The 15532-nt window shown below is 63.2% G+C and carries 16 protein-coding genes; 5 read left to right on the top strand and 11 right to left on the bottom strand.

Translation table 11 applies throughout. The features are described from left to right. Nucleotides 1–12: 12 nt before the first annotated feature. The 5 genes from RCH10_RS19495 to RCH10_RS19475 all read right to left on the bottom strand — a co-directional run bounded on the left by RCH10_RS19495 (nucleotide 13) and on the right by RCH10_RS19475 (nucleotide 3967). Nucleotides 13–2367 (bottom strand): methyl-accepting chemotaxis protein, encoded by a 2355-nt coding sequence (locus RCH10_RS19495; protein WP_409053676.1) that lies wholly within the window; start codon nucleotides 2365–2367, stop codon nucleotides 13–15. A gap of 35 nt (nucleotides 2368–2402) precedes the next feature. Then, nucleotides 2403–2936 carry a chemotaxis protein CheW gene (locus RCH10_RS19490; RefSeq protein WP_187053074.1) on the bottom strand — a complete coding sequence of 178 codons (534 nt, stop codon included), beginning with the start codon at nucleotides 2934–2936 and terminating at the stop codon, nucleotides 2403–2405. 16 nt (nucleotides 2937–2952) lie between these two features. Then, nucleotides 2953–3318 (bottom strand): response regulator transcription factor, encoded by a 366-nt coding sequence (locus tag RCH10_RS19485; protein ID WP_187053075.1) that lies wholly within the window; start codon nucleotides 3316–3318, stop codon nucleotides 2953–2955. After that, a complete protein-coding gene (locus tag RCH10_RS19480; RefSeq protein ID WP_187053076.1) occupies nucleotides 3318–3716 on the bottom strand; it encodes a PleD family two-component system response regulator in 399 nt (132 codons plus the stop codon). Before RCH10_RS19480 ends, RCH10_RS19485 begins: the two co-directional genes overlap by 1 nt. Nucleotides 3717–3796: 80 nt before the next feature. Next, nucleotides 3797–3967, bottom strand: a complete 171-nt coding sequence (locus RCH10_RS19475) for a rubredoxin (RefSeq protein ID WP_187053077.1) — start codon at nucleotides 3965–3967, stop codon at nucleotides 3797–3799. A 110-nt stretch (nucleotides 3968–4077) separates the two neighbouring features. Between RCH10_RS19475 and RCH10_RS19470 the strand changes: the two genes are divergently transcribed. Both RCH10_RS19470 and hemL read left to right on the top strand, forming a co-directional pair. After that, nucleotides 4078–5058, top strand: a complete 981-nt coding sequence (locus RCH10_RS19470) for a hydroxymethylpyrimidine/phosphomethylpyrimidine kinase (protein WP_409053675.1) — start codon at nucleotides 4078–4080, stop codon at nucleotides 5056–5058. Nucleotides 5059–5082: 24 nt separating this feature from the next. Continuing rightward, nucleotides 5083–6375, top strand: coding sequence for a glutamate-1-semialdehyde 2,1-aminomutase (hemL, locus tag RCH10_RS19465; RefSeq protein ID WP_409053674.1), 1293 nt, complete (start codon nucleotides 5083–5085; stop codon nucleotides 6373–6375). 68 nt (nucleotides 6376–6443) lie between these two features. Here hemL and RCH10_RS19460 read toward each other — a convergent pair whose 3' ends face one another. The 4 genes from RCH10_RS19460 to dusB all read right to left on the bottom strand — a co-directional run bounded on the left by RCH10_RS19460 (nucleotide 6444) and on the right by dusB (nucleotide 9892). Continuing rightward, nucleotides 6444–6698 (bottom strand): c-type cytochrome, encoded by a 255-nt coding sequence (locus RCH10_RS19460; protein ID WP_409053673.1) that lies wholly within the window; start codon nucleotides 6696–6698, stop codon nucleotides 6444–6446. Between the two features lie 198 nt (nucleotides 6699–6896). Then, nucleotides 6897–8504 carry a bifunctional phosphoribosylaminoimidazolecarboxamide formyltransferase/IMP cyclohydrolase gene (gene purH, locus RCH10_RS19455; protein ID WP_409053672.1) on the bottom strand — a complete coding sequence of 536 codons (1608 nt, stop codon included), beginning with the start codon at nucleotides 8502–8504 and terminating at the stop codon, nucleotides 6897–6899. 53 nt (nucleotides 8505–8557) lie between these two features. Then, nucleotides 8558–8794 carry a Fis family transcriptional regulator gene (locus RCH10_RS19450; protein WP_187053082.1) on the bottom strand — a complete coding sequence of 79 codons (237 nt, stop codon included), beginning with the start codon at nucleotides 8792–8794 and terminating at the stop codon, nucleotides 8558–8560. Between the two features lie 21 nt (nucleotides 8795–8815). Then, nucleotides 8816–9892 (bottom strand): tRNA dihydrouridine synthase DusB, encoded by a 1077-nt coding sequence (gene dusB / locus RCH10_RS19445; RefSeq protein ID WP_409053671.1) that lies wholly within the window; start codon nucleotides 9890–9892, stop codon nucleotides 8816–8818. A 222-nt stretch (nucleotides 9893–10114) separates the two neighbouring features. Here dusB and RCH10_RS19440 point away from each other — a divergent pair, with 222 nt between their 5' ends. Beyond that, nucleotides 10115–10585, top strand: a complete 471-nt coding sequence (locus RCH10_RS19440) for a YqaA family protein (protein ID WP_409053670.1) — start codon at nucleotides 10115–10117, stop codon at nucleotides 10583–10585. A gap of 9 nt (nucleotides 10586–10594) precedes the next feature. On the opposite strand, the gene RCH10_RS19435 is transcribed toward RCH10_RS19440, so the two are convergent. Together RCH10_RS19435 and ychF are read right to left on the bottom strand one after the other, a co-directional pair. Beyond that, nucleotides 10595–11269 (bottom strand): glutathione S-transferase, encoded by a 675-nt coding sequence (locus RCH10_RS19435; RefSeq protein WP_409053669.1) that lies wholly within the window; start codon nucleotides 11267–11269, stop codon nucleotides 10595–10597. Between the two features lie 425 nt (nucleotides 11270–11694). Next, nucleotides 11695–12786, bottom strand: a complete 1092-nt coding sequence (gene ychF, locus RCH10_RS19430; RefSeq protein ID WP_409053668.1) for a redox-regulated ATPase YchF — start codon at nucleotides 12784–12786, stop codon at nucleotides 11695–11697. Between the two features lie 203 nt (nucleotides 12787–12989). Here ychF and RCH10_RS19425 point away from each other — a divergent pair, with 203 nt between their 5' ends. Continuing rightward, the gene (locus RCH10_RS19425; protein WP_409053667.1) at nucleotides 12990–13943 is read left to right on the top strand and encodes a sugar ABC transporter substrate-binding protein; all 954 of its coding nucleotides are present in this window, start codon (nucleotides 12990–12992) and stop codon (nucleotides 13941–13943) included. Nucleotides 13944–13950: 7 nt separating this feature from the next. Continuing rightward, complete coding sequence (locus tag RCH10_RS19420; protein WP_409053666.1) at nucleotides 13951–15528, top strand: sugar ABC transporter ATP-binding protein; 1578 nt, start codon at nucleotides 13951–13953, stop codon at nucleotides 15526–15528. Nucleotides 15529–15532: the final 4 nt, after the last annotated feature.

Genomic DNA, 15532 nt, shown 5'->3' with positions numbered 1-15532 from the left:
ACGTCGAACGGCTTAAGCGATCTTGAAACGCGACACCGACTGGCGAAGTTCTTCAGCCATGTGCGACAGCTCGCGCACCTGTTGCGCGGTGGTGCGCGTGCCTTCGCCGGTTTGCTCGGTCACCGCAAAAATGTGCTGAATGTTGGCAGCCACCACGTTGGCAGAATCGGCCTCGCGCGATGCCGATTGGGAGATCTGCTCGATGAGCTCGGCAAGGCGACGCGACACGCGGTCGATCTCCGACAGTGCGGTGCCGGCGTTGTCGGACAACTTGGCGCCTTCGACCACACCCTGCGTGGAGCGCTCCATGGCGCCTACGGCATCCTGGGTGTCGGTTTGAATCGCCTTCACCAGCGCCGAGATCTGACGCGTCGCATCGGCCGACCGCTCGGCCAGCCGCTGCACTTCTTCGGCCACTACCGAGAAGCCGCGGCCGGCTTCACCGGCCGATGCCGCCTGAATGGCCGCGTTGAGTGCCAGCACGTTGGTCTGCTCGGTAATATCGGAAATCAGCTCGGTGATTTCACCGATCTCTTGCGACGATTCGCCGAGCCGCTTGATGCGCTTGGACGTTTCCTGGATCTGGTCGCGAATCGAGTTCATACCGCCGATGGCGTTCTGCACCGCCTGCAAGCCGGACGATGCGGCCTGCAGCGACTGCCGCGCCACCGTGGCCGACTCTTGCGCCTGTGCCGACACGCCGTTGATTCGCTCGGCCATCGTCAGCACCGACTGCCCGGTCTCGCGAATCTCGCGCAGCTGCTCGGTCGAAGCTGCCAGCAGCTCGGTCGATGTGCTTTCCACTTGCGACGTCGTTGCGGCCACGCGGGTCGCCGTGTTCTGCACGTTGCCCACCAGCAAACGCAGTTCTTCCACCGTGTAGTTCACCGAATCGGCGATGGCGCCGGTGATGTCCTCGGTCACCGTGGCTTCTTGCGTCAAGTCGCCCTCGGCCACCGTTTGCAGCTCGTTCATGAGCCGCAAAATTGCCGCCTGGTTGGCGGTGTTCACGCGGCTCGCGTCTTCGCGCATGCGCTCGGCCTCGACCCGTTCGTTCTCGGCCAAAGCTGCACGTTCGCGCCCTTCTCTCACTTGAACGAAACCGATCGCGCCAGCAAGCAGCAGTGCCGCCAGCGCCAGCACGAACAGCATCACCAGGGTGCCGGCGCCCAGGCCGGTGCGTTGCGACAGCTTGTCTTGCAGATCGCCGAGCGCGAGGCGCAGCGGTTCGCTGTCGGTCAAGATCATTGATTGCGCTTCGCGCGCCGCCACCAGGCCCTGCAGGTTTCCGAGAATGGCACCGGCCTGGCCGCGCGTCTGCTCATACGTCTTCAGGATGGCTTCGAGTTGCTGGCGGGTCTGCGCATCGCGCGAGCCGGGCAAGCGTTGCTGCGCATTGCCGTCGAGCAGGCCGCGCGTAATTTCCTGGAAGGTGTTCAGGTCTTTGCCAAGCAGGAACACCGCATCGGGGCTCACGCCTTCGACCGTCAGAAATTCATTGGCAGACTTGCCGATCCGCTGCGTCAGCATGACCAGCTGACCGGCAGCAGAGATCTCCGGCACGGTCGCGTTCTGCTGCATCTTGAGCGACGCCACCGTCTCGGTCATTTCAAGCAAATCGGACGACTGGCGGTTGATGTTGCGAAGCGCGGCACCGACCTGCGTCAGGATCTGCTGCTGCGCCAGCACGGCTTTGGCGCTCTTGTCGGCACGATCGACCAGCGGATTGATTTTTTCAAGTTCCGCGTCGTACTGAGAACCGACACGCTCGAGCTTGAGCGAGTCGTCACCGGCCGTCAGGCCTTGTGCGCGACGCGCCAGATCGTCCGAACTTTCCTTCACTTCGGTGAAGGCCGGCACGTTGCCCACCAGCGCCTGCGAAACCGACTTGGCCAGACGCTGCGATTGCATCAGCGCCTGACCAGTCGAAGCCACCTGTTGTGCCAAACGCTCTGCGCGAAGAATGGCGGAACCCGCCACGAGAAGCAGCAGCAACACGACCGCCGCCAGCACGCCGGCCAGCACGCGCTGTTGGCGTTGCAGCCCACCGCGTGTCGCCAACGGCGCAACGGTGCCACTGCCCGCCGATGCCGCCAGGGGCTCAGGCACATCGTCGAAATTACGGCTGGGCGCAAAGTCGGCGTGACCATCCGGAGACACAACGGTATCCGGAGGTTCGGGCGCGTGTGCAGGCACCGCAGCCGCCTCGTTCGCGGACTCACGGCGCAACAGCACCGTTCGTTCTTCCGGCGGCTGAACCGTTTCGGTGTGCTCGAGCGACATGGCCGCGGCGTTGCTGGCGTGAACGGTCACGCCGTCTTCCCGCAAAGGTAGAAACTTCTTGAACTTGTCGGCGATCGAACTCACGGTCGGTCCTTCAGGTTGTTGTCTGGTCGACGCCCTCAGGCGCCGATGCTCAAAAACTGGGGTTGCTGCGACAGCGCCTGCAGGTTGACTTCCTGCCAGCGCTCTCCTGCAACGTCTGTGTAGGCATGCCCGAGCCACGCCGGCGCATCAGGCCCCGGCAGCTCGGCAGCGGTAAATGCTTCAACGCCACGCAGCCCGATCAGGCGATCGACCAGCAGTGCGCAATTGACTTCGAGCAACTCGTTCAAGGCCACCATGCGCGACTGCGCACGGGCTGATTCGGTAGCGGCCAGCGGCGTCGCAACGCCCGATGCAAAACTCGACAACTGCACCACGCCGTACAGGCCGCCGCGCAAGTTGGCGACGCCGAGGAACCACGGCTCGGTATAGGGCACTGCTTGCGGTGGCGTCCAAGGAAATATCTCGCCAGCATGGGAGAGGGGAAACAGGTACTTGCGGTCGCCTGCTTCGACTGCGAGCCAGGAGGCAGACACACCCGATGTGCGCGCTGCCTGCAGACGACTGGCAAGTCGGGACTGGAAAGCGCGCAGGGCGTCGCGGTTGGCCATGGACTCGTCGGGACGATCAGGCCAGCGCGCTGATCTTTGCCATCAGTTCGGCCGCGTTGACCGGCTTCACGATGTAGTCGCGAGCGCCCTGGCGCATGCCCCAGACGCGGTCCGTTTCCTGGTTCTTGCTGGTGCACAGAATGATGGGCACGGATGCGTATTGCGGATTGCGCGCGATGGCGCGAGTCAGCTGAAAGCCGTTTTGACCGGGCATCACGACGTCCATCAGGATGAGGTCGGGCTGTTCTTCTTCGAGGCGGCGCATCGCGTCGTCCGCGTTCTCTGCGGTTTTGACGGCGAACCCATTCTTCTGGAGCAGGTCGGTCAAAAACAGCAACTCCGTCTTGGAGTCGTCGACGACCAGCACTTTGTGAATCGGCATTAAGGTGCTTCCTGTTGAACCAGACCGAACTGCTGCACGGCTTGCAGCAACTGGTCTTTGGTGAACGGCTTGGTGAGATAGTCCTGCGAGCCGACCATGCGGCCGCGCGCCTTGTCGAAGACGCCGTCTTTGGAAGACAGCATCACGACAGGGACGTTTGAAAAATGCGCGTTGCGCTTGATGATGGCGCAGGTCTGGTAGCCGTCGAGACGCGGCATCAGAATGTCGCAAAAGATGAGGTGCGGCTTGTGGTCGTTGATCTTCGAGAGTGCATCGAAGCCATCTTCGGCGAGCAGCACTTCATGACCACCTTGCTTCAGGAAGATCTCGGCACTGCGCCGAATGGTGTTGCTGTCATCGATGACCAGCACCTTGTAACCGGACCCGCTCGTGCTCATTCGCACTCCTCGTTGCACCCACACCGGGAAGACGACTGCGCCGACTTTTCAGCGCAGGAAGCACGACCCTATGCCATGCTTCACATCTCAACCATTTCGAAGTCTTCCTTGCGCGCCCCGCACTCAGGGCAAGTCCAATTCATTGGAACCTCTGCCCACGCCGTACCTGGCGCAATACCATCTTCTGGTACTCCCACCGCTTCGTCATAGATCCACCCGCAAATCAGGCACATCCAGGTTTTCGTATTCATCGCAGCTTAAAGTCCCTGTACATAGAATGCAACGATTGTATCTAGGCGTATCACGATTACACGTGACCAACGTCTCACATATGCCACCATCGCGTGACACCAAACGGCGTATGACAACTTACTTACTACCGCCCGAGAACGCCCGCCTTCCGGGTGATCTTAACGACCCCCCAACAACCGAAGAAGACGAGGGGCTAGAGGTCGAAGGCCTGGATCCTCCCTGCGTGCTGGTTTTTAATGCGAGCGACCCCAGCGGCGCCGGTGGATTGGGCGGCGATGCACTCGCCATGGCCTCCGTCGGCGCCCACATGTTGCCGGTCGTAACAGGCGCCTACGCACGCGACACCGCCGAAATCTTCGATCACTTTCCGTTCGATGAAGAAGCCGTTGCCGAACAAACGCGCGCCATCCTGGAGGACGTCGAAGTGCAATTGATCAAGGTCGGCTTCGTCGGCACGCCGGAGATCCTGAGCACAGTTGCCGAAACCGCGACCGACTATCCCGAGGTACCACTGGTGGCGTACATGCCCAACCTGTCGTGGTGGGACGAGAACCTCATCGAGCCGTACCTCGACGCTTTCCGCGAACTGCTGTTGCCGCAGACGACGGTTCTGGTCGGAAACCACAGCACCCTGTGGCGCTGGCTGTTACCCGACTGGTCCGGCGACCGGCCACCCGGAGCGCGCGACATCGCCAAGGCCGCGGGCGAGTTCGGCGTGCCCTACACGCTGGTGACCGGCATCATGCTGCCCGACCAGCACATCGACAACGTGCTGGCGTCACCGCAATCGGTGCTCGCGAGCGAGAAATACGAGCGGCTCGAAGCCGTGTTCTCCGGTGCTGGCGACACGCTGTCGGCTGCGCTCGCGGCACTGCTCGCCAGCGGTACCGACCTGGTCGCAGCTACCGGCGAAGCGCTGAGTTATATGGATCGCTGTCTCGACGCAGGCTTCAGGCCGGGCATGGGGCACGTGATTCCCGACCGCCTCTTCTGGGCGCAAGAAGAAGATGAAGAAGATCTCGACGATGACCCTCCCGAAATCGGAGCCGCTTCCGATTTTGGCCTGCCTCCGCATGACACCCGACACTGATCTCTCGCACTGAAAAGCACCGACATGGCTACCGACCTCAACGAAACCCTCTTCGAGCGCGCTCGCGCCGTCATCCCCGGCGGCGTCAATTCGCCGGTCCGCGCATTCAAGGCCGTGGGCGGCACGCCGCGCTTCGTCAAGCGCGCGCAAGGCGCTTACTTCTGGGACGCCAACGACAAGCGCTATGTCGACTACATCGGCTCGTGGGGGCCGATGATCCTTGGACACGGCCATCCTGCAGTGGTCGAAGCGGTGCAAAAGGCCATGCTCGACGGCTTCTCCTATGGCGCACCGACCGAGCGCGAAATCGAACTGGCTGAAGCCATCCTCGCGCTGGTGCCGTCGATGGAAATGGTGCGCCTCGTGAGCTCCGGCACCGAAGCGGCGATGAGTGCGCTGCGGCTAGCGCGCGGTGCCACCGGCCGCAAGTACATCATCAAGTTCGAAGGCTGTTATCACGGCCACGCCGACGCGTTGCTGGTCAAGGCTGGCTCCGGTCTCGCAACCTTCGGGCATCCGACTTCCGCCGGCGTCCCGCCCGAAGTCGTGCAGCACACGCTGGTTCTCGAATACAACAATATCGCGCAACTTGAAGAAGCCTTCACGCTCCACGGCCACGAACTCGCTTGCCTGATGATCGAAGCGATCGCCGGCAACATGAACTTCGTGCGCGCCACGCCCGAGTTCGCCAAGCGCTGCAGGGAGCTCTGCACTCAGCACGGCGCGCTGCTGGTATTCGACGAAGTGATGACGGGTTTTCGCGTTGGCCTGCATGGCGCGCAGGGCGTGCTCGGCGTCACGCCCGACCTCACTGTGCTGGGCAAAGTGATCGGCGGCGGTATGCCACTGGCTGCATTCGGCGGGCCGCGCGCCATCATGGAGCAGCTGGCGCCGCTTGGCCCTGTGTACCAGGCGGGCACGCTGTCGGGCAACCCGGTAGCCACCGCATGCGGTTTGGCGACGCTCAAGGAAGTGGCCAAGCCCGGCTTCTTCGAAGGGCTCGGCCGGAAGACGCGTTCGCTGACCGACGGCCTGCGCGCCGCTGCGAAGGCCGAGGGCCTGCCCTTCAACGCCGACAGCGAAGGCGGCATGTTCGGTTTCTTCTTGATGGATGCACTGCCGCAAAACTACGCGACGGTGATGACGACCGACAACGCCAAATTCAACGCGCTGTTTCACGGCCTGCTCGACCGCGGCGTCTACATCGCACCGGCTTTGTATGAAGCCGGGTTCGTCAGCGCGGCGCACAGCGAAGAAGACATTGCAGCGACCATCGCGTCTGCGCGCGAGATCTTCAGGACACTGGCAAATCGGTAAGCGCGCCAGCCGCTGCAGCTAAGCGCTGGATCCTGTGCATCGGCCAACGGTGCCGATGTCCGCCTTGCTCACGGCTGCGACGGCTGCGACGGCTGCGACAGTACCCATTTCGCGAGGAGCGCCGCATCGGCTTCGGTCACCTGCGGTTGCCGCGGCATGATGAGGCGACCCCAGACACCGACGCCGCCGCTGCGAATCTTGGCGGCCAGATGCGCCGGTGCGCCTGCATCGTCGCGGTAGCGCGCCGCGACCTGCGCGAAGCCCGGGCCGACCTGCGTGTGGACCAGCCCGTGGCACGACAGGCAGCCGGATTTGTTGGCCAACGCCTGTCCTTGAACTGACGCGGTCGCGATCGTGGTCGCCGTTGCAGGCGCTGGAGAAGTTGGCGTCGCCGCTGTCTGCGCCCACACCGCCGACCCGCTGCCTGCCACCACAACAGCAACTGCAACTGCCGCCCACCATCGCCCGGCTATCGGCCGCACTCGACACCCCGACCAGTGGCGCAAGTCTTCAATGCCGCTTCAATGCCGAAAGTGCCGCACGCCGCTGAGCACCATCACCACGCCGCGCTCGTCGGCTGCATCGATCACTTCCTGGTCGCGCATCGAGCCACCGGGTTGAATGACGCTGCTCGCACCGGCATCGACAACAACATCGAGCCCGTCGCGGAACGGGAAAAAGGCATCACTCGCAACCGCAGTGTTCTTCAACGACAGCCCTGCATGCTCGGCCTTGATGCTCGCGATGCGTGCCGAGTCGAGGCGGCTCATCTGGCCCGCGCCGACGCCCATCGTCATGCCACCGGCACAGAACACGATCGCGTTGCTCTTGACGAACTTGGCGACCTTCCATGCGAACAGCAGGTCTTCGAGTTGCTCGGCGCTCGGCTGCTTCTTGCTGACCACCTTGAGTTCGCTCGCGGCGAGCACGCGGTTGTCGGCGGTCTGCATCAGCAGGCCGGAGCCGACGCGCTTGACGTCGACCGCGTTGCGCCCATTGTCCCAATCGGTCGCGCCACCCGGCGGCAGTGCGATCTCGAGCACGCGCACATTGAGCTTGGCCTTGGTCGCCTGGAACACCGCGAGCGCTTCGGCCGTGTAGCCGGGCGCCATCAGCACCTCGACGAACTGCTTGTTGATTTCTTGCGCGGTGGCTGCGTCCACTGGGCGATTGAACGCGATGATGCCGCCGAAAGCCGAAGTCGGATCGGTCTTGAACGCCTTTGCATAAGCCTCGGCCGCATCCTTGCCGACCGCCACGCCGCACGGATTGGCGTGCTTCACGATCACGCATGCAGGAACGTCGAAGCTCTTGACGCATTCCCAGGCCGCATCGGCATCGGCGATGTTGTTGTAGCTCAACTCCTTGCCTTGCAACTGCTTCGCGCTGACCAGCGATCCCGGCGCCGGGAACAGGTCGCGATAGAACGCGGCCTGCTGGTGCGGGTTCTCCCCGTAACGCAGATCCTGCAGCTTGACGAAGCGGCCGTTGGTCTGCGCGGGGAACAGCGCACGCGTCGGCGCGGGCTGGCCGATGCTGGCGTCGAAGTCGATGGCAGAGAGGTAGTCGCTGATCGCGCCGTCGTACTGGCTGATGCGATTGAAGGCGGCCACCGAGAAAGCGAACCTGGTCTTGTCGCTCAGCTTGCCGTCTGCCCTGAGTTCGGCCAGTGCCTGCGGGTACTGCGCGGCATCGGTCAGCACGCCGACGTCTTGCCAGTTCTTGGCCGCGCTGCGCACCATCGCCGGCCCGCCGATGTCGATGTTCTCGATCGCGTCTTCCAGCGTGCAGCCGGGCTTGGCGACGGTCGATTCGAACGGGTAGAGATTGACCACCAGCAAATCGATCGCCTCGATGTCGTGCGCGTCGATGGCCGCCACATGCGCCGGCACATCGCGGCGCGCGAGCAGGCCCCCGTGGATCTTGGGGTGCAGTGTCTTGACCCGGCCATCGAGCATCTCGGGAAAGCCCGTGTGGTCGGCGACTTCGGTCACCGGCAAGCCGGCATCGGCAAGAAGCTTGGCGGTGCCGCCGGTCGAGAGCAGCTTGATATCGAGCGCGTGCAACGCCTGGGCGAATTCGAGGATTCCGGTCTTGTCGGAAACGGAGATCAGTGCGGTGAGTGCCATGGGGTGCTTTGTTGCTTCGTGTTTTGTTCTTCTGCTGCGGTGTGCTTACGCACTTACTTGAGCAACTTGTGTTCGACCAGCTTCTTGCGCAGCGTGTTGCGATTGAGACCGAGCCACTGCGCGGCGCGCGACTGGTTGCCTTCGGCCCGCGTCATGACGACGTCGAGCAATGGTTTTTCGACCACGCGCACGAGCATCTCGTACATACCGTCGGGCTCGGTGCCGCGCAGGTCGCGAAAGTAACTGTCGAGGCTGGTGCGCACGCAGTCTTCAATGTGTTTTTTGCTCATGCTTGTTCTCTGCTTCTCTTCTCATTCAGCGGTGGTGACCGCTTCCTCGTTCCCCATCGTCCCCATTGCGTCCGTCTGCTCTTCGTCGGGGCGGTACGTCGGCATGCGGTCCATGCGGACACCAAGCTCATCGAAATATTCGCCGACCGCGCGCAGTTGCAATGCGCTGTCTTCGATCGTATTCATGCGGGCCCGGAACGCCTCGCCATCCGGCAGGCCCCGAACGTACCAGCCGATGTGTTTGCGGGCGGTGCGCACACCGCTGTACTCACCGTACAAACCATGGTGCTCTTGAAGATGGTCGAGCAGCAATCGCCGTACTTCGGCAACGAGCGGTGGCGCCAGGTGCGTTCCGGTTTCCAGGAAGTGCGCGATCTCGCGAAAGATCCATGGGCGGCCTTGCGCGGCGCGGCCGATCATCACCGCATCGGCACCGGTTGCTGCCAGCACGTCGCGTGCTTTCTCCGGACTGGTCACGTCGCCGTTGGCAACCACGGGCACACGCACCGCGGCCTTAACTGCCGCGATGGTGTCGTACTCGGCGGCACCCTTGTAGCCCTGCTCGCGCGTGCGGCCATGCACTGTCAGCATCTGCACGCCGGCTGCTTCGAAATCACGCGCCAGCTTCACTGCGTTGCGACGATCGTCGCTCCAACCGGTTCGCATCTTGAGCGTGACGGGCACGCCATGCGGCGCTGCAGCAGCCACCACCGCTTCGACGATTTGAAGCGCCAGCGGCTCGTCGCGCATCAATGCGGAGCCCGCCCATTTGTTGCACACCTTCTTGGCGGGGCAACCCATATTGATATCGATGATCTGCGCGCCGCGATCGATGTTGTATTGCGCTGCTTCGGCCATCATTGCCGCATCGGTGCCAGCGATCTGCACCGAGATCGGACCGGGCTCACCCACATGATCGGCACGGCGCGACGTCTTGAGCGAGCCCCACAGATCCCTTCGCGAAGTGACCATCTCGCTCACTGCATAACCGGCACCGAGTTGTCGGCACAGCATGCGAAACGGCCTGTCGGTCACGCCGGCCATGGGCGCGACGAACAGGCGGTTTTCCAGCGTGATGTTGCCGATCTGCAGTGTCATGAAAGTGGAAGCGGGTGTGCTGTCGGCTGCTGAAAAATGAGGCACGATTGTAGCCACGCCGCGTTTCAGTGACTGAAACGATTTGCACGAATATTTGCCTCGGGTTTGCGAGCCCGTTCGCGGCGTTGGTCGCCCGGTCTTCAGCCGTCCTGATCGGTGGCCGCCCGATCGCGCGTTTTTCCCACAACGTGCCCAAAGCACCGTTTCCTATACTGCGCGACCATGCAAGCCTGGCTCGACTCTCTTCTCGCACTGCTCGCGCTCCCGCAATACGGGCTGTCGACGCTTTTCATCGCCGCTTTCGTATCGGCCACGCTGGTGCCGGTCGGGTCCGAGCCGTTTCTATTCGGCCTTCTCAAGTTGAACCCGTCGATGTTCTGGCCGGCCATCGGCGTTGCGACCCTTGGCAACACTTTGGGCGGCGCCGTCGACTGGTGGATGGGTTATGGCGCGCACCAAGTCGCCGACAAGTATTCGAATTCCAAGCACCACACGCGCGTGCTCAAGTGGCTTGAAAAGCTCGGCCCCAAAGCGTGCCTCTTGAGTTGGCTGCCGCTGGTCGGCGATCCGCTTTGCGCCGTCGCCGGCTGGCTCAAGCTGTCGTTCTGGCCGTGTGTGTTCTACATGGCCATTGGCAAATTTGCGCGCTACGTGACGATGACAGTCGCGCTTCTCTACATCTGGCCGGAGTAACCGAGCGGCTCAGCCCAGCAGGGCGTACGGGCCGCCGCGTTCGAGTGCGCGCTTGTAAGCGGGGCGCGCATGGATGCGCTCGAGATAGGCCATGAGCTTGGGGCGAGTCGCATTGAGGCCGCCGCGCGCTTTTGCCGCTTCGACCGGGAAGCTCATCTGGATGTCGGCACCGGTAAAGTTCTCTCCAGCGAACCAGCGGCTCTTGCCGAGCTCGCCTTCCATGAAGTCGAGGTGCGCCTTGATGTTCGGTGTGATGAAGCCAGCCTTGGCCCTGGCAGCGATGGATTTGGCGATCGGCTTCACGAAGAAAGGCATCTTGCCGTTCTCGATTTTGTCGAAGATCAATTTCAACAGCAGCGGCGGCATGGCAGAACCCTCTGCGTAGTGCAGCCAGTAGCGATAACGCAGTGCTTCCGGCGTTCCCGCGACAGGTGCCAATCGGCCTTCACCAAAACGCTCTATCACCGTCTCGACAATCGCTCCGGACTCTGCCAACGTCAAGCCGTCCTCGGTTGTCACGACGGGCGATTTGCCAAGCGGATGCACCGCGCGCAACTCGGGTGGTGCCAGCATCGTCTGTGGGTTGCGCTCGTAGCGAACGACTTCGTATGGCAGGGCGAGCTCTTCGAGCAGCCAGAGCACGCGTTGCGAGCGCGAGTTGTTGAGATGGTGAACGGTGATCATGAGCGTCGCGAAATGCGAATGAATTCTGGAAAGATCGGGAGTCTAACGACGCTGTTGCTGTGCGCCTTGGGCGGGCTGGCATCCGATGCCAATGCGCTGGAACCCAAGGCGATCTTTCAACGTGTCTCGCCCGCTGTGTGGACGGTGAAGGCCGACCGTGGCAAGGGCGCGTTCTCCATCGGCAGTGCGGTCGCCGTTACGCCCGCCGCACTGGTCACCGCGTGCCGTGTGGTCGACGCGCGTCTTTCTGATCACGAGAGACGGCCAGTACGGCACTGCCACCAGTTCAGCTGCACTCATCGGGCATGTCAAGGCATGCGCCGGTCGCAACGTGACCTGCGCGGTCTACGCTGTGGACAACACCGTCGTTTGGGGCATGCAACAGGCAGCGGCAAAGTAGCCCTGCCAGTGGCGCTGCAAACGGTTCAGGAGCTGAACAGGAAGTTCATCACGTCGCCATCCTTGACGACGTATTCCTTGCCTTCGCTGCGCATCTTTCCGGCGTCCTTGGAGCCCTGCTCGCCCTTGAAGGCGATGTAGTCGTTGAAGGCGATGGTCTGGGCGCGGATGTAGCCCTTTTCGAAGTCGCCGTGGATCACGCCCGCCGCTTGCGGGCCCGTGTCGCCGATATGAATGGTCCAGGCGCGCACTTCTTTGACGCCGGCGGTGAAATAGGTTTGGAGGCCGAGCAGCTGGTAGGCCGCGCGAATCAGCCGGTTCAGGCCCGGCTCTTCCTGGCCGATTTCGGCGAGGAACATCTTCTTGTCCTCGTCGTCCATCTCGGACAGGTCGGCTTCGATCTTGGCGCAGATGGCCACCACGGGCGCCTTCTGCTTGTCGGCGTATTCACGCAGTCGATCGAGGTACGGGTTGTTCTCGAAGCCGTCTTCGGCCACGTTGCCCACGAACATCGCCGGCTTGGCGGTGATGAGCGTGAACGACTTGACCAGTGGCTGCTCGTCCTTGGTGAATTCAAGTGCGCGAACCGGGATGTTCTCGTTCAGCGCGGTTTGGCATTTCTCCAACAAGGCCACCAGCTTGATGGACTCCTTGTCGCCCGAACGCGCCGTCTTGCCGTGGCGATGCAGCGCCTTCTCTACCGTCGCGAGGTCGGCCAGGCACAGCTCGGTCTGGATCACTTCGATGTCGGAGATCGGATCGATCTTGCCCGCCACATGAATCACGTTGTCGTCGTCGAAGCAGCGCACCACGTTGACGGTGGCGTCGGTTTCTCGGATGTGCGCCAGGAACTTGTTGCCCAAACCTTCGCCGGTGCTGGCACCAGCCACCAAGCCCGCGATGTCGACGAACTCGACGATGGCCGGAACGATGCGTTCTGGCTTCACGATCTCGCTCAGTTGCGCCAGCCGCGGGTCGGGCACTTCGACCACGCCGACATTCGGCTCGATGGTGCAGAAGGGATAGTTTTCCGCTGCGATGCCGGCCTTGGTCAACGCGTTGAAAAGGGTGGATTTACCGACGTTGGGCAGGCCGACGATGCCGCATTGCAAACTCATGGAGGTCCTCTGGAATCAACCCGCGATTTTAGGCGAGGACCTCGACGCTTCGACGTCGCGCGACTTCCGGCGGATTCCGGGCGCGCTTCCCATGCAGCATAAGGGTAAAACCCGACGCGCAAACGTTTGCGCAAACGTTTGCTTTGGCTACGATCGGAGTCCCGGCAACAGACCGGAGCCCATCCATTTTCAGGAGACATACCGTGAAATTCACTCGCCGCACCATTCAAACCACCGCCGTTCTGGCACTGCTGGGCGCCCTCGCCGCGACGCCTGCGTTCGCACAGGACAAGCCCAAGGTGGCGCTGGTCATGAAGTCGCTGGCCAATGAGTTCTTCCAGACCATGGAAGACGGCGCCAAGGCGCATCAAAAAGCACACGCATCCGACTACACGTTGATGGCCAGCGGCATCAAGGACGAAACCGACACCGCGGCCCAGATCAAGATGGTCGAGCAGATGGTGGCGCAGAAAATCAATGCCCTGGTGATCGCTCCGGCGGACTCGAAAGCGCTGGTTCCGGTGATCAAGGCGGCCATCGACAAGGGCATCCTCGTCGTCAACATCGACAACCAGCTGGACGCCGCCGCGCTGAAGGAAAAGTCGATTCAGGTGCCCTTCGTCGGCCCCGACAACCGAGCCGGCGCCAAGCTGGTCGGCGACTACCTGGCCAAGAGCCTGAAGGCCGGGGACAAGGTCGGCATCATCGAAGGCGTCTCGACCACGTTCAATGCGCAGCAGCGCACGCTCGGCTACCAGGATGCAATGAAGGCCGCCGGCGCCACCGTCGTCGGCGTGCAATCCGGCCAATGGGAGATCGACAAGGGCAATACCGTAGCGGCCGGCATGATGCGCGAGCACCCCGACCTCAAAGCACTGCTGGTCGGCAACGACAGCATGGCGCTCGGTGCCGTGGCGGCAGTCAAGGCCGCGGGCAAGACCGGCAAGGTACTGGTCGTCGGCTACGACAACATCGGTGCCATCAAGCCCATGCTGGCCGACGGTCGCGTGCTGGCCACAGCCGACCAGTTCGCAGCGAAGCAGGCGGTGTTTGGAATCGAGACCGCGCTCAAGGCGCTGGCCGCCAAGCAGCCCCAGTCGGCGATGCCCGCCGAGGTCAAGACCGACGTGGTGCTGGTCACCAAGACGACCAAGTAACCACGCCATGCCGCTGGCCGCCGTCGCCCCGCTCCTGACGCTGGAGTCACTGGGCAAGGACTACGCCACGCCCGTGCTCGACGACGTGTCGCTCGCGCTGCACGCGGGTGAGGTGCTGGCACTGACCGGCGAGAACGGTGCCGGCAAAAGCACCTTGTCGAAGATCGTCTGCGGCCTGGTGACCGCGACGCGCGGGACGATGGCCCTGGACGGCAACGTCTTTTCACCGGCATCGCGGCGCGACGCGGAACGCCAGGGCGTCCGTATGGTGATGCAGGAACTCGGCCTGGTGGCAACGCTGTCCGTCGCCGAAAACCTGCTGCTCGATCGCTTGCCCCATCGCGCCGGCTGGGTCCGACGCAGCGAACTGCACGCACTCGCTGCGCGCCAATTGGCCAAGATCGGGATGCAGGGCATCGATCCCGGCACGCCGGTCGCGCGCCTGGGCATCGGCCAGCAGCAAATGGTCGAGATCGCACGCAACCTGCAGGACGACACGCGCGTTCTGGTGCTGGACGAACCGACGGCGATGCTGACGCCGCGCGAAACCTCGCACCTGTTCGAACAAATCGATTTGCTCAAAGCACGTGGCGTCGCCATCGTCTATGTGTCGCATCGATTGGAGGAGCTGCAGCGCATTGCCGACCGGGTCGCCGTGCTGCGTGACGGCCGGCTGGTCGACGTGCGCGCGATGGCGGGTGTGCGTGAATCCGAACTGGTGCAACGCATGGTCGGCCGCGCGGTCCATGAACACGAAGGACGTCCACGCCGCCCGGCCGGTCGGGTGCTGTTGCAGGCGACCGGCCTCGGCCGCGCGCAGACGGTGCGCGACGTCGATCTGACGCTGCATGCCGGCGAAATCATGGGGCTTGCCGGATTGGTCGGCTCGGGCCGAACGGAACTGGTGCGCCTGCTGTTCGGCGCAGACAAGGCCGACCGCGGCGAGATCGCCCTGCACGGCGAGACGCCGGCATCCGGCGGCACAGCGCCGGTGCAGCACATCCGGCCTGGTTGGCGTTCGCCGATGCAGGCCATTCGCGCCGGCATCGGGCTCGTGACCGAGGACCGGAAATCGCAAGGGCTGCTGCTGCCGCAATCGATCCGCGTCAACACGACCTTGAGCGACCTGCGCGCCGTGTCGCGAGGCGGGTGGCTTCAGCCGGCCAAGGAACGATCGATCGCACAGCGGTGGGTCGACGTGCTGCGCATACGCTCGCGCAGCATCGAACAGCCGGTGGCCACCTTGAGTGGCGGCAATCAGCAGAAGGTGGTGTTCGCGCGCTGGCTCCATCGCGAATGCCGTGTGCTGCTGCTCGACGAGCCGACGCGCGGCGTCGACGTGGGTGCCCGCGCCGACCTGTATACCGAACTCGACCGCATGACAGACGCCGGCAAGGCACTGCTGATGGTGTCGAGCGATTTGCGCGAGCTGATGGCCATGTGCGATCGCATCGGCGTCATGAGCGCGGGCCGGCTCGTCGCGATTTTCGAGCGTGGTCAGTGGACCGAACAGTCGTTGCTCGCTGCTGCATTCAGCGACACGACGGCAAAGCCCGTCACACAACTTTCCAGCCTGCCGGCTTGACCGG

This window comes from Variovorax sp. GrIS 2.14 (assembly GCF_046115955.1).
In the GTDB taxonomy this organism is placed as follows: Bacteria; Pseudomonadota; Gammaproteobacteria; order Burkholderiales; family Burkholderiaceae_C; genus Variovorax.
This window is presented reverse-complemented; position numbering and strand designations above follow the sequence as displayed.

What these genes read in the sequence shown, in the direction of transcription:
- hemL (WP_409053674.1), top strand. Translation starts at nt 5,083, where the DNA reads ATGGCTACCGACCTCAACGAAACCCTCTTCGAGCGCGCTCGCGCCGTC.
- RCH10_RS19475 (WP_187053077.1), bottom strand. Translation starts at nt 3,967, where the DNA reads ATGAATACGAAAACCTGGATGTGCCTGATTTGCGGGTGGATCTATGAC.
- RCH10_RS19450 (WP_187053082.1), bottom strand. Translation starts at nt 8,794, where the DNA reads ATGAGCAAAAAACACATTGAAGACTGCGTGCGCACCAGCCTCGACAGT.
- RCH10_RS19435 (WP_409053669.1), bottom strand. Translation starts at nt 11,269, where the DNA reads ATGATCACCGTTCACCATCTCAACAACTCGCGCTCGCAACGCGTGCTC.
- RCH10_RS19490 (WP_187053074.1), bottom strand. Translation starts at nt 2,936, where the DNA reads ATGGCCAACCGCGACGCCCTGCGCGCTTTCCAGTCCCGACTTGCCAGT.
- RCH10_RS19480 (WP_187053076.1), bottom strand. Translation starts at nt 3,716, where the DNA reads ATGAGCACGAGCGGGTCCGGTTACAAGGTGCTGGTCATCGATGACAGC.
- RCH10_RS19420 (WP_409053666.1), top strand. Translation starts at nt 13,951, where the DNA reads ATGCCGCTGGCCGCCGTCGCCCCGCTCCTGACGCTGGAGTCACTGGGC.
- ychF (WP_409053668.1), bottom strand. Translation starts at nt 12,786, where the DNA reads ATGAGTTTGCAATGCGGCATCGTCGGCCTGCCCAACGTCGGTAAATCC.
- RCH10_RS19470 (WP_409053675.1), top strand. Translation starts at nt 4,078, where the DNA reads ATGACAACTTACTTACTACCGCCCGAGAACGCCCGCCTTCCGGGTGAT.
- RCH10_RS19485 (WP_187053075.1), bottom strand. Translation starts at nt 3,318, where the DNA reads ATGCCGATTCACAAAGTGCTGGTCGTCGACGACTCCAAGACGGAGTTG.
- dusB (WP_409053671.1), bottom strand. Translation starts at nt 9,892, where the DNA reads ATGACACTGCAGATCGGCAACATCACGCTGGAAAACCGCCTGTTCGTC.
- purH (WP_409053672.1), bottom strand. Translation starts at nt 8,504, where the DNA reads ATGGCACTCACCGCACTGATCTCCGTTTCCGACAAGACCGGAATCCTC.
- RCH10_RS19440 (WP_409053670.1), top strand. Translation starts at nt 10,115, where the DNA reads ATGCAAGCCTGGCTCGACTCTCTTCTCGCACTGCTCGCGCTCCCGCAA.